Annotated in this window: 15 protein-coding genes; 1 reads left to right on the top strand and 14 read right to left on the bottom strand. The window is 70.4% G+C overall.

Going from position 1 to position 12102, the window contains the following annotated elements; all coding sequences use genetic code 11:
- The 13 genes from GXW71_RS33470 to GXW71_RS35580 all read right to left on the bottom strand — a co-directional run.
- On the bottom strand, positions 1-269 hold a 269-nt coding region (locus tag GXW71_RS33470; RefSeq protein ID WP_211858230.1), incomplete at its 3' end, for a translation initiation factor IF-2 associated domain-containing protein.
- A 182-nt stretch (positions 270-451) separates the two neighbouring features.
- Positions 452-1075, bottom strand: coding sequence for an RNA-binding protein (locus GXW71_RS33465; RefSeq protein ID WP_211858223.1), 624 nt, complete (start codon positions 1073-1075; stop codon positions 452-454).
- 83 nt (positions 1076-1158) lie between these two features.
- Positions 1159-2733: a transcription termination factor NusA gene (nusA, locus tag GXW71_RS33460; RefSeq protein ID WP_211858219.1), complete on the bottom strand. Its 1575-nt coding sequence runs from the start codon at positions 2731-2733 to the stop codon at positions 1159-1161.
- A 29-nt stretch (positions 2734-2762) separates the two neighbouring features.
- Positions 2763-3284, bottom strand: coding sequence for a ribosome maturation factor RimP (gene rimP, locus GXW71_RS33455; protein ID WP_211858218.1), 522 nt, complete (start codon positions 3282-3284; stop codon positions 2763-2765).
- Positions 3285-3413: 129 nt separating this feature from the next.
- Positions 3414-4124 carry a tRNA (guanine(46)-N(7))-methyltransferase TrmB gene (gene trmB / locus GXW71_RS33450; RefSeq protein ID WP_211858217.1) on the bottom strand — a complete coding sequence of 237 codons (711 nt, stop codon included), beginning with the start codon at positions 4122-4124 and terminating at the stop codon, positions 3414-3416.
- Positions 4125-4166: 42 nt separating this feature from the next.
- Positions 4167-5702, bottom strand: coding sequence for a hypothetical protein (locus GXW71_RS33445; protein ID WP_211858215.1), 1536 nt, complete (start codon positions 5700-5702; stop codon positions 4167-4169).
- A gap of 221 nt (positions 5703-5923) precedes the next feature.
- A complete protein-coding gene (gene metK, locus GXW71_RS33440; RefSeq protein ID WP_211858213.1) occupies positions 5924-7108 on the bottom strand; it encodes a methionine adenosyltransferase in 1185 nt (394 codons plus the stop codon).
- 301 nt (positions 7109-7409) lie between these two features.
- Complete coding sequence (locus tag GXW71_RS33435; RefSeq protein WP_211858211.1) at positions 7410-7925, bottom strand: nuclear transport factor 2 family protein; 516 nt, start codon at positions 7923-7925, stop codon at positions 7410-7412.
- A 72-nt stretch (positions 7926-7997) separates the two neighbouring features.
- The gene (dapB, locus tag GXW71_RS33430; RefSeq protein WP_211858209.1) at positions 7998-8738 is read right to left on the bottom strand and encodes a 4-hydroxy-tetrahydrodipicolinate reductase; all 741 of its coding nucleotides are present in this window, start codon (positions 8736-8738) and stop codon (positions 7998-8000) included.
- A gap of 20 nt (positions 8739-8758) precedes the next feature.
- The gene (locus GXW71_RS33425) at positions 8759-9463 is read right to left on the bottom strand and encodes a ribonuclease activity regulator RraA (RefSeq protein WP_211858207.1); all 705 of its coding nucleotides are present in this window, start codon (positions 9461-9463) and stop codon (positions 8759-8761) included.
- A gap of 318 nt (positions 9464-9781) precedes the next feature.
- Positions 9782-10366, bottom strand: coding sequence for a nitrile hydratase subunit alpha (locus tag GXW71_RS33420; protein ID WP_211858200.1), 585 nt, complete (start codon positions 10364-10366; stop codon positions 9782-9784).
- Between the two features lie 2 nt (positions 10367-10368).
- Positions 10369-10665, bottom strand: coding sequence for an SH3-like domain-containing protein (locus GXW71_RS35585; RefSeq protein ID WP_367615991.1), 297 nt, complete (start codon positions 10663-10665; stop codon positions 10369-10371).
- Entirely contained in the window at positions 10662-10952 is a 291-nt protein-coding gene (locus tag GXW71_RS35580; protein ID WP_211858198.1) for an SH3-like domain-containing protein, read from the bottom strand. Before GXW71_RS35580 ends, GXW71_RS35585 begins: the two co-directional genes overlap by 4 nt.
- Before the next feature lie 137 nt (positions 10953-11089).
- On the opposite strand from GXW71_RS35580, the gene GXW71_RS33405 reads away from it, so the two are divergent.
- Positions 11090-11608, top strand: a complete 519-nt coding sequence (locus tag GXW71_RS33405; RefSeq protein ID WP_246527132.1) for a methylated-DNA--[protein]-cysteine S-methyltransferase — start codon at positions 11090-11092, stop codon at positions 11606-11608.
- Here GXW71_RS33405 and GXW71_RS33400 read toward each other — a convergent pair.
- On the bottom strand, positions 11601-12102 hold a 502-nt coding region (locus GXW71_RS33400), incomplete at its 5' end, for an SH3 domain-containing protein (RefSeq protein WP_246527131.1). The two genes, GXW71_RS33405 and GXW71_RS33400, sit on opposite strands and share 8 nt — an antisense overlap.

Here is a 12102-nt window from a genome sequence, read left to right as displayed (position 1 = left end):
GGGCCGCCGGCGCGCGGCGGGCCGCCCGCCTGGCGCGGGCCGGTCGCCTGACCGGGGCCGGAGGGGGGACCGGAAGGGCGGCTCGGCGTGCTGACGGAGGGCGTCATCACGCGCTTCTTCACCACCTCGACCTGCACGGTCTTGCTGCGGCCATGGCTGAAGCTCTGCTTGACGCTGCCTGCGTCAACAGTCTTGCCCAGCTCAAGGCGGCCGGAGGGCCTGAGACTCAGCCGGCTCTTGCCCGCGTCCTGGTCGTTCTGGTCACTCATTCGTCGATCCGAATCCGATCCCTCGACAGTCCCGCGCCGCGGCGCCCAGTGCGGCGCGGTCACATCTGGCGCGCGCATTCCTCGCGGAAGCGCGTCACATAAGCCTAGCGCAACGGGCCAGCAAGCTCTGGTCCTGCAATTCCGCCCCGCGTTCTGCGTCAGACGCGCCCTCCGCGGGCACGTCAGGCCGGGGCGAACCCCGCCAGCCTGGCCGCTTCCCGCGCGACCGTCTCCGCCAGCCGCCCGGGCGAGAGCGCCACATGCACTGCGTGCTCACGCCCGAAAATCCCACCGAGTTCCACCGCCGGCAGCGGCGTCACCATCGGTATCTCGCGGCGGCCGAGCAGCCGACCGCGTTCGGCCGCGCTGCCATCGGCGGCCTCCACCAGCAGACCGACACGCCCGGCGAGCAGCCATTCCTTTACCGCCTGCCAGCCGCACACCGCCTGCCCGGCCCGTCGCGCGAAGCCCAAATGATCGCGGATGCGGCTTTTCAGGCCATCCTCGATCCGCAAGCGCAGGTCAGGGGGTATCTGCACCGGGCCACGGGCCGCCTTCGCGAACCCTCCCCGGCTGAGGGCGCGTTCTAGCACATCGGTGCGCGCGCTCAACCAGAATCCCCGGCCCGGCAGCTTCGCCGCCAGATCAGGCACCAGCAATCGATCCGGGCCAAGCACGAAGCGCAGCATCGCTTCCTTGGGCCCGCTCTCCCGCGTGACGATGCAGCGCCGGAGCGGACCGCGCTCCGGCGCGTCCTCGACGTCGTCCTTGTCGGTTGGAGCGTCCGCTTCAGACTCCCCGTCCATTCGGCCCTCCGGTCATCGGGCACTTGTCAGTCGGAGCATCCGATTCAGACCTCCGGGCCTGCGGCCCTCCGGTCATCGGACGCTCAGGCGGGATTGGCGCCACCCTGCTCCCCGTCAGCCTGCCCGGCCTCAGCCGGCTCGGCATCGCCGAACCAGCCCGCCGCCTGGCGCGCCGCCATGATGACGGCGTTCGCCGTCTCCTCGTCGATCGCTTCGGTGCCCAGGATCTCGATCAGCTCGTCGGAGGCGAGGTCGGCCAGATCCTCGGTCGTCTTCACGCCCTTCTCGCCGAGCTGGACCATCATCGCCGGCGTGAAGCCGCCAAGCTCGCCCACCTGATCCTCGACGCCGAGCTCGCGGCGCTTGTCGTCCAGCTCGTTGTCGCGCTTGTCGAGGAAGGCCTGGGCGCGGCGCTTCAGCTCCGTCGCCACGCTCTCGTCGAAGCCCTCGATCTCCGCCAGCTCCTCGTCCTCGACCGCGATCACGTCCTCGATCGAGGTGAAGCCCTCGGCGACCAGCAGGCCGGCGATCACGTCATCCACATCGAGGCCTTCGACGAAGAGCCCGGTGCGCTTGCGGAACTCCTCCTGGCGGCGCTCGCTCTCCTCGGCCTCGGTCAGGATGTCGACGTCCCAGCGGGTGAGCTGGGAGGCGAGGCGCACATTCTGGCCGCGGCGGCCGATCGCCAGGCTGAGCTGATCGTCGGGCACCACCACCTCGCAGCGCCGCGCCTCGTCATCGAGCACGACCTTGCTGACCTCGGCCGGGGCGAGCGCGTTCACGATGAAGGTCGCGTTGTCGGGCGACCAGGGGATGATGTCGATCTTCTCGCCCTGCAACTCCGCCACCACCGCCTGCACGCGGCTGCCGCGCATGCCGACGCAGGCGCCGACCGGGTCGATCGAGCTGTCGCGGCTGATCACCGCCATCTTGGCGCGGCTGCCGGGATCGCGGCTGACCGCCTTGATCTCGATGATGCCGTCATAGATCTCCGGCACTTCCTGCGCGAAGAGCTTGGCGAGGAAGCCCGGATGGGTGCGGGAGAGGAAGATCTGCGGGCCGCGCGGCTCCTCCCGGACGTCATAGATATAGGCGCGGACGCGGTCGCCGTTGCGGTAGGCCTCGCGCGGGATGGTCTCGTCCCGGCGCAGCAGGGCCTCGGCGCGGCCGAGATCGACCATGAGGTTGCCGTACTCGGTGCGCTTGACGATGCCGTTGATGACCTCGCCCACGCGATCCTTGTATTCGGAGAACTGCTTGTGGCGCTCGACCTCGCGCACCCGCTGCACGATCACCTGCTTGGCGGTCTGGGCGGCGATGCGGCCGAAATCGATCGGCGGCAGCGGATCGACGATGAATTCGCCGGCGGCGATGCCGGGGCGGATCTTCTGGGCGATGCGCAGCGGGATCTGGGTCGCCTCGTTCTCGACCGGCTCCTGGTCCACCGCCTCCGTGAAGCGGCGGAGCGTGACGGCGCCGTTGCGGCGGTCGATCTCGGCGCGGATGTCCTTCTCGTGCCCGTACTTGGCGCGGCCGGCCTTCTGGATGGCCTGCTCCATCGCTTCCAGCACCTCGTCGCGCTCGATCATCTTCTCGCGCGCGACCGCCTCGGCCACCTGGAGCAGCTCCGGACGCGGAATGGCGATGTCGATGGCCATGTCGGGTTCCCTTGAGTTCGTCTGGTTGTCTAGTTCGCCGCGGCCGGCGGCAATGCGGTGGCGGCGATCAGTTCGTCGGTCAGCACCAGCTTGGCGCGGCGGATACTGGCGCGCGGCAGCGCCATCTCGCTGCCGTCGTCGAGCTTGAGCCGCGCGATCTCGGCATCGGCGCCGAGGACCACGCCCTTGAAGCGCTTGCGGCCTTCCATCGGGATCGCGAGCTCGACCGTCGCGACATGGCCGGCATAGCGTTCCCAGTCCTTGGCGCGGGTCAGCGGCCGATCGATGCCGGCGCTGCTGACCTCGAGCGTCCATTCGCCGCGGAAGGGATCGTTCACGTCGAGCACGGCGCCGAGGGCGTGGCTGATCGCCTCGCAATCCTCGACACGGAAGGGCGCGTCGTCGGCGCGGTCGGCCATGACCTGCAGCACCGGCCGCTCCTTGCCGCTGACCTGGATGCGCACGAGCTCATAGCCCATGTGCTCCAGCGTCGGAGCCACGGTGTCGGCGATGCGGGCTTCAAGCCCTTCGTGGAATGGTCGCTCAGTCATGCAGGCAACAAAAAAGGCGGCCTCTTTCAAGGCCACCCCCCGTATAGCGCGGAAAGCGTGTGAGCACATGATATAGCGGGTCGGCCGGGCCGCCGCAAGCGGCTGGAAACGGGGACGACCGCCCCCGGTTCAGCGCCGGGTGAAGGACCAGTAGAGCGGCTGGCGGCCTTCCCGCAGCGCCTTGGCCTCGTAGCGCGTCGGCGGCCAGCCTTCCGGCCGCGTCCCGGCCGGCGGCGGCCCGTCGAAGAAGGGCTGGTCCGCCATCACCTCCGCGACCCAGGCCTGGTAAGTGGGATCGTCGGAGGCGATGCGCCATTCGCCCCCCGGGCGGATGGCGCGCGCGATGGCCGGTAGCAGGCCGGCATTGACGAAGCGCCGCTTGGCATGACGCGCCTTGGGCCAGGGATCGGGGAACATCAGCATCAGCCGGTCGAGCGCCGCTTCCGGCAGCGCCCCGATCAGATGGCGGGCATCCTGCGGCCATATGCGCAGGTTCGGCGGCAGCGCGCCCGTCGCCTCCTCCCCTTCCGCGACCAGGCGGGTCAACAGGGAGCAGAGGCCGTTCTCGAACACTTCGGAGGCGATATAGCCGATGGCCGGATTGGCGCCGAACAGCGCATGGGCGTGCTCGCCGCCGCCGAAGCCGACCTCGAGCCACAGCCCTTCGACCGGGCGGCCGAAGGCGGCGCGCGGCGCGGCCGCCTCCGCCATGGTCAGCCGCAGCCGCGGCAGGGTGAGGTCGAGCAGGCGCTGCTGGCGCGGCCGCAACGGATGGCCGCGGCGGCGGCCATAGAGGCGATCGGGAATGCCCTCGGCGAGCGGGGCGCGGTCGGCGGTCATTACTACTCTCTTGCCAAAAAAGGAGCTGCGAAGCAGGGCGGCTCAGGAGCTGCGCGGGCGTGGGCCGCAGGGAGCGGCACCCGGCATCCGCCGATAGGCCTGCAGCATGCCGAAGGTGTCGATCGGGGCGTATCCGGCCCAGGCGTGGGCGAAGTCCGGGTCGACCGCGCCGAGCGCCGCCGGAAAATCCTCCTCTTCGCTCCTGTCGACAACCACGATATCGGGGCAGGCCCCCAGGAAATCCTCGATGATCCAGCGGCGGGCCTGCACCGGCCGCGGCATGGCGCCGCCGGCTTCCGCCTCGGCCAGCAATTCGCCCTGCACCGCCCACATCGAGGGAAAGCGGGACGCCCAGGTGGCGCCCGCCATGTCGACCACGGGAAAGCCCAGGGCAAGCTTGCTGGAGAAGGCCAGATAGCTGCGCGCGCCTTCCCGGTGCAGCAGCTCGCTCAATTCTTCCTCGACGCCGGTGCTGAAATCGGCGGCCATGACGATGCGGGGCAGGAAGCGCTTCCCCGCCTGTCCCGCGAAGGCCAGCAGCAGGACGATCGCCGCGACCTGCGCCCACTGCCGCACCAGTGGCCGCGACAGGGCCGACCACAGCAGCAGCGCGCCGATGGTCGCGACGGTTGCGGGAATGCGGTGGTAGAACCAGCCCTTGCCCTGCTCGAAATAGGCGAGGGTCGCGCCGAAGGCGAAGAGCAGCAGGATCAGGATGGCGTCGCCATCATCCCGGCCCGGCCTGCGCAGCCACCAGAGGCATGCCGCCGCCGCCTGCCCCGTGAGCAGCAGTAGCGCGCCGGCCGGCAGCATCCGGGACAGCTCCAGCGGCGAGATGTAGAGCGCCATGGCCAGCGGCAGGATCACCGTGACGTATTCCGGATGGGCGAGGACCGCGGCCGCGCCGATCACCGCCGCGGCGGCGACGGCACCGAGGATCGCGGCGCGCTGCAGGCCGGCGCCGCGCATCGCCATCACGGCTTCCACCAGCAGGAAGGCAGGCGCGTACCAGGGCTTCAGGGCGCAGCAGAGCGCGACCAGCGCGCCGGCGGCAGCGGCTTCGGCGGCCGGGACGCGGCCGTCGCGCAGCGGCCGCAGGCGGAGCGCCAGATAGGGCAGGGCCGCGGCGATGATGATCTGCTCGCGCTGGCCGAATTCCCCGGCGGGGACGAACAGCAGCAGGATCGCGATGGCGGCGAAGACGGCGGCACGCCCGGCGAACAGCCCGCGCCGGACGACGAGGCCGGCGGTCCACCAGGCGCTGCCCAGCATCAGCAGGCCCGTGAATACCGGCATGACCTGCAAGGCGGAAATGTCGAACAGACGGCCGAGCAGCACCGGCAGGGCGGAAAGCCAGATGATCGGCGGCGGGTTCAGCTCGATGAGGCTGACATAGAGGCGATGGCCGTCGATCCAGTTCGACGCGACATGGAGCAGCCAGGCGACGTCGTCCTTGAGCGGCACATGGAGCTCCACCGCCAGATTCGCGGCGAAGAGGGCCAGCACCCCGAGCAGGATGGCGGCATCCTGCCCCCTGGACAGACGTCCGGAAGCATCCGCCGTGGTTTCGCCGGCCATAGGCAACCGCCTCGATGTCTCGGCCGGATCGAAAAGACGCAGCAGTGCTTTCTTGTTACTTTTTACACGTCCCTGTCTTACCGGGCGTCATGGTTCTGTTGGGGAATTGACCGCAGAATACTGGTTTTCCCCACCAAGGCAACCGCATCCGAAACGGTGGCGCGGCGCAGACGCCGTCGGGGCCGCAATGGCGGAAGCGTCACCGCTTCCGCCATCGGGGTTCAGCGGCCGAAGGCGCGCTTCAGATCCTGGGCGAGGTCGGTCTTCTCCCAGGTGAAGTTGTCCTTCGCAGCGTCCGGGGTGCGGCCGAAATGGCCATAGGCGCTGGAGGGCACGTAGATCGGGCGGTTCAGGCGCAGATGCTCGCGGATGCCGCGCGGCGAGAGATTCACCATCTCGTTCACGACCTTGGCGAGCTTCGCCTCATCGACGTCGTGGCCGGTGCCGTGCAGGTCGAAATAGACCGAGAGCGGCTTGGAGACGCCGATCGCGTAGCTGACCTGGATGGTGCAGCGATCCGCGAGGCCGGCGGCGACCACGTTCTTCGCGACGTAGCGCGCGGCATAGGCGGCCGAGCGATCGACCTTGGTCGGATCCTTGCCCGAGAAGGCGCCGCCGCCATGCGGGGCCGCGCCGCCATAGGTGTCGACGATGATCTTGCGGCCGGTGAGGCCGGCATCGCCATCCGGGCCGCCGATCACGAACTTGCCGGTCGGGTTCACGTAGAACTCGTCCTCCGGCACCGTCCAGCCGGCGGGCAGGATCTCCTTCACGATGGGGCGGAGCAGTTCCTTGATCTGCGCTTGCTCCATCCCCTCCTCGTGCTGGGTGGAGACGACGACGCAGGTCACGCCGACCGGCTTGGCATCGACATAGCGGAGCGTGACCTGGGACTTCGCGTCGGGCAGCAGCCCGGCGACACGGGCATCGCCGGCGTGGCGCAGCTCGGCGACGCGGCGCAGGATCCCATGCGCGTAGTAGAGCGGCGCGGGCATCAGCTCGGGCGTCTCGGTCGTCGCGTAGCCGAACATGATGCCCTGGTCGCCGGCGCCTTCATCCTTGTTGCCGGCGGCGTCGACGCCGACCGCGATGTCGGCGGACTGCTCGTGCAGATGGTTCTCGAAGGCGGCATGCCGCCAGGAGAAGCCGGCCTGGTCGTAGCCGATCTCGCGGACCGCGGCGCGGACCTTTTCCTCGAGATTGAAGGCGACCGATTCGGGGCCGCGGACCTCGCCGGCGAGGACGATGCGGTTCGTGGTGACCAAGGTCTCACACGCGACGCGCGAATAGGGGTCAGAAGCCAGGAAGGCGTCGAGCACAGTGTCGGAGATGCGGTCCGCCACCTTGTCGGGATGGCCCTCGGAAACGCTTTCCGAGGTGAAAAGGTATTCACCCTTGTCGCGCATGGCGTGATTCGGCCTCTTGTCGCGGGTTTCGGTCCGGCAAACCCCGGCCTGGCTGGCCCCGAATGGGGATGCTGGGCTGTTTCGCAGGCAGGGGACGGAGGGTCAAGCGCGCGGCGGATCAGTGGGCCGCGAGGCGGAATGCCACGGCGCCGGCCGCCGGGGCTGCCCAAGCTCGCAGGTGCAGCATGGCAAGGCCGGCAGCGCCTCACGTTGCACAACCAGAGATTGCTCTGGATGAATTCGTACACGCACTAGTGATACCCACCCGTGGAGGGGGAGCGCCGCGCGCCTTCGGCCGGCCTCAGGCGACGCCCTGCCCGCCGCCATCGCCCGCCGTCGGCGAGGCCGCCGCCAATACCATGGATGGCAAGGCGGCCGCACCGGCCAGCCGCGTGACGCCGCCGGTGGGCGCCATGGCGAACTCCAGGCCCGCGGAATCATAGTATTCCTGGAACTCGGCAATCCGATCCCCGTCCATCCGCACCAGATCGACCTTGGCGAGGATCCACTCCTCCCCATTCCGGAAGCGGGCCCGGGCCTTGGCCATCACGATGACCCAGTCGCCCTGGGCGATGACGCGCTCGACCGCGTAGCCGATGATGGCGACTTCGCCGTCCAGATGGCGGAAATAGGCTTCGACCCCGGCCCGGCCGGTATGCCTGCCGCTCCAGGGCAGGATACGGCCGCCATTGGAGGTCCAGACGACATCCTCTGCCAGCGCGTCGAACAGGACGTTCCGGTTGCCGCGCGCGTATTCGTCGTAGAGCTCAGTTAGCCGCGCGACGGTGGGCAGGGTGGCGGGATCCGCGCTGTCCATGGCGTGCTTCTCCGGAGAGGCCGCGCAGGCTGGACCTGGAGATATTCATATCTCAAGCGAAATCGGCACAGGTCAGCCCATGCCGAGCACATGCTTCATCTCATAGAGGCCGGGCGCCTTGCCGATCACCCATTGCGCGGCGCGAACTGCCCCGGTCGCATAGACGCGGCGGTCGAAGCTGCGATGGGTGAGGCTGATATGCTCGCTGCCGGCGGCGAAGATCAGCGTGTGCTCGCCGACCACCTGGCCCCCGCGCAACGCCGCGAAGCCGATGGTGCCGGTGCCGCGCGCGCCGCTATGGCCATCCCGCCCGCTCTCGCGGCCGGCGGCCTCCAGCGTGGTGCCGCGGCCGCGGGCGACGGCACGTCCGAGGGCGACCGCGGTGCCGGAGGGAGCATCCACCTTCTGGCGGTGGTGCATCTCGACGATCTCGGCGTCGTATTGCTCGGGCGGCAGGGCGGCGGCCATGCGTTCGGCGACCGCGAGGAAGAGGTTCACGCCGGGCGCGAAATTGGCGGCATAGACGATCGGCACCTGCCGGGCGGCCAGCGCCACCGCCGCTTCCTCCTCCACCGAGAGGCCGGAGGAGCCGAGGATGAGCGGCGTGCCGGTGGCGACCGCGGCCGCCGCATGGGCCGGCGCCGCATGGGCATGGGTGAAGTCGATCACCACATCGGCGCCGGCGAAGAGGATGGCGGGGTCGTCCCCGCGCCGGCTGCCGCCGGCGAAGCTGGCACCGGCCGCCGCCACCTCCTCCTGCAGGAGCTTGCCCATGCGGCCGCCGATGCCGGCGATCCCGATCGCGATGGCCATGGGCGCAGCTCCTGTTTCTGTTAGCGGTTCTTCCAGGCCTCGTAGCGGGCCTTGGTCTCGGCATTGGGCGGGTAGAGGCCGGGCAGCGCCACGCCCTTCTCGACCTCCTGCATGATCCAGCCCTCCAGGCGCTCCTGCTCGACCGCGGCCTCGGTGACCGCGTCCAGCAGCGCGGCCGGGATGACCACGGCACCGTCATCGTCGGCGACCACGATGTCGCCGGGGACCACGGTGACGCCGCCGCAGCCGATCACCTCCTGCCAGCCGACGAAGTTCAGCGCGGCCACCGAGGCGGGGGCGACATAGCCCTGGGCGAAGACCGGCAGGCCGGTGCCGATGACGCCGGCGCCGTCGCGGACCATGCCGTCGGTGACCAGGCCCGCGACGCCCTTCTTGGCCATGCGGGCGCAGAGGATGTCGCCGAAGATGCCGGCATCCAGGCTGCCGAAGGCATCGGCGACGGCGATCGCGCCTTCCGGCATGTCCTCGATCGCGGCGCGGGTCGAGCGGGGGGAGGACCAGCTGTCGACGGTCGCCAGATCCTCGCGCGTCGGGGTGAAGCGAAGCGTGAAGGCCGGGCCCACGATGCGGCGGTTGCTGCCGGCGGTCAGCGGCTTGGCGCCGCGGATGTAGCAGAAGCGCACGCCCTTCTTGAGCAGCACGGTGGTGAGCGTCGCGGTGGTGACGCCGAGGAGGGCGTCGCGGGTCGCGGGGGCGAGGGTCATGGCGTGCGGCCTTCGATAAGCGGTTTGTGCACATCGGATGAAGCGCGGAATGGGGCGGAGGGCAAGAGCGGGCCCATTTTTTGCGCCTCACGCGCCGGCGTATCGTTGTCCTCAAACGCCGGCGGCCGCATCCGCGGCCTTGGCTTCCGCGCTGTCAGGGCAGCACTGGCGGCAGCGGCCGGTCGCGCGCGGGGCCGCATTCGCGGCCCCGGAGCATCGGCTTCGCCTCGCTCCGCAGAAGCCAGGGGCGGCCTGTGGCCGCGGGGCGGGGCATCAAACGGATGACTGGCGCGGGCCGCCTGCGCGGCCTCGGGCCGGTCAGGCCGCCTTCGGCAGCGCCACGCCGACCAGGGCGTCGCGGGTGACGAGGGAAGCGAGGCGGTCCTCGCTCCAACCCTCGGTGCCGGCGGGGCGCATGGGCAGCACCATCCAACGGTAGTCGGCGGTGCTGTCGATGACCCGGATCTCGACATCGTCCGGGATCGCTGTGCCCCATTCGGCCAGCACGGCGCGCGGCTCCCGCACCGCGCGGGCGCGGTAGGCGAAGCTCTTGTACCAGTGCGGCGGATAGCCGAGCACCGCGCGCGGATAACAGGAGCAGAGGGTGCAGACGACGAGGTGATGCCGCGCCGGCGTGTTCTCGAGCACGCCGAGTGGCGGTGCGCCGGCCATGGTGGCGCCCATCCGCTCGGCCGCTTCGGCGCCGTCGGTCAGTAGCAGGCGGCGGTAATCCGCATCCGTCCAGGCGCGGGCGACCATGCGGGCGCCGACCTCCGGGCTGGCGCGATCGGTGATCGCCTGGCGGGCGGCGATCTCCGCCTCGGTCACGATACCCTTGGCAGCGAGGGCGGCGACGAGCCTGTCCAGAAGCGCGAGGCTCTCGGGGCGCGGGGGTGCGGCCATGGTCAGTGCTGCTCCGCTGGGGTGAGCCAATGCTCGAAGATCTCGACCAGGAGCTTGTCCTGGGGGGCGCCCTCGTTCCAGACCGGCTGCTGGTCGAAGAGCACGTGATACAGGACGCGCTTCGACGCGGGCCTCGCGAAGGCGAGGTCCTCGGGGTTCGCGAAGGCGCCAAGGGCGCGGTCCACCACGCCTTCGCGGCCGCGCAGGTAGTGCGGGGTGCGGATATGGCAGGGCCCGTCGCGCTCCGGCCAGTGATCCTTCACCCGCACCCGGGTGCCGGGGGCGAAGGCCGGGGTCACTGCACATCCTCCGTGGCGACGACGCCCTTCTCGACCATCAGCAGAGCGATCGAGCGCAGCCAGCGTTCGTAGTAGCCGAGGTCGAAATACTCGCCCTCCGGGATGGATTCGATCCCCCGCCGCAGCTCGTCCACGGTCATCAGCTTCTTCTGCGCGAGCAGCTGGCGCAGCGCGTCCACGCGCTTGCCGAAGGCATCGGGCGGTGCCTCGTCCGGCTCCACCGGGGTGCAGCGGAAACGGCTGGCGCCGCCGATGTCATGCGTTGCCGGGGTGCGATCCTGCTCCATGGGATGGAGGCTAGGACGCCGGCAGGGTGGTCGCAAGGGAGGCGCGCCGCCGGTCATGGAGGTCCGAAAACGGCGAGAACGGCGGGGCGGCTCCAGTCATGATGGCGCCCAGCCTCTCCCGGCCATGGAGCCCATCCTTGCAGCTACTGCTCGACCGCGTCGCGTCCCCGATCGGGACCATCCTGCTCGTCTCGGACGGAGAGGCGCTGCGGGCGCTCTTTTTCGAAGATCATGAGCCGCGCATGCATCGGCAGCTTCAGCGGCTCTATGGCGCCTATGCGCTGACCCCGGCCGAAGGCCCGGCGGCGCCCCGCGAGGCCCTCGACGCCTACTTCGCAGGGGATCTCGCGGCGCTCGATCGCGTGCCGGTGCAGACCGGCGGCACCGAGTTCCAGCGCCGGGTCTGGGCGGCGCTGCGCCCGATCCCGCCCGGCACCACGACCACCTATGGCCGCCTGGCGGCCGAGCTCGGCCGCGCCTCGGCCAGCCGGGCAGTGGGCTTCGCGAATGGCGCGAATCCGGTGTCGATCGTGGTGCCCTGCCACCGGGTCGTTGGCGCGGATGCGAGCCTGACCGGCTATGGCGGCGGCCTGGAACGCAAGGCCTGGCTGCTCGACCACGAACGCCGATACGCGTCAGGGGCCGTGCTTATTTGACCTCCTCATCGGGGCCCACGCCCCAGATCTCGGTGCGGCGCAGATAGCCGCGATACTCGCCGACCTGAGCCTCGCACCAGGGGCTGGCGGCTTCGCAGGTGCGCAACCGTCCGACGACGCCGGGGCGCAGCCGCGCGACGGCCTGGGCACCGTCCTCCGGCCGCCGACGCAGCGGGACCTCGGTGCCGGCGGCGCCGCGCACCATGAGGCCGCGACGGGAAAACAGGGTGCTCTGGTGCACCCAGCCCTCGACGCCATCCATGTCGCGGATCCGGCGCCAGAGGTCGAATTCGCGCACGATCTGCACCGGCAGTTCCCGCCGCGTATAGGTCCATTCGATCGGGAAGCGCGTGCCGGGGCCGGCGCGCATGTTCACCTCGTCCGAGCGCAGCGCCGCGAAGCGCGGCAGCGGCAGGCCGGAGACACTGCCGACGGCAGGCGCGGGCGGCTCCGGCGGCGGCACCGGCTGGGCGGGGGCCGGGGCGGGTGCGGCG

The organism is Plastoroseomonas hellenica, assembly GCF_018129085.1.
GTDB classification, from domain to species: domain Bacteria; phylum Pseudomonadota; class Alphaproteobacteria; order Acetobacterales; family Acetobacteraceae; genus Plastoroseomonas; species Plastoroseomonas hellenica.
Note: the sequence above shows the minus strand (reverse complement) of the source record. Positions and strands in the feature narration are given on the sequence as shown.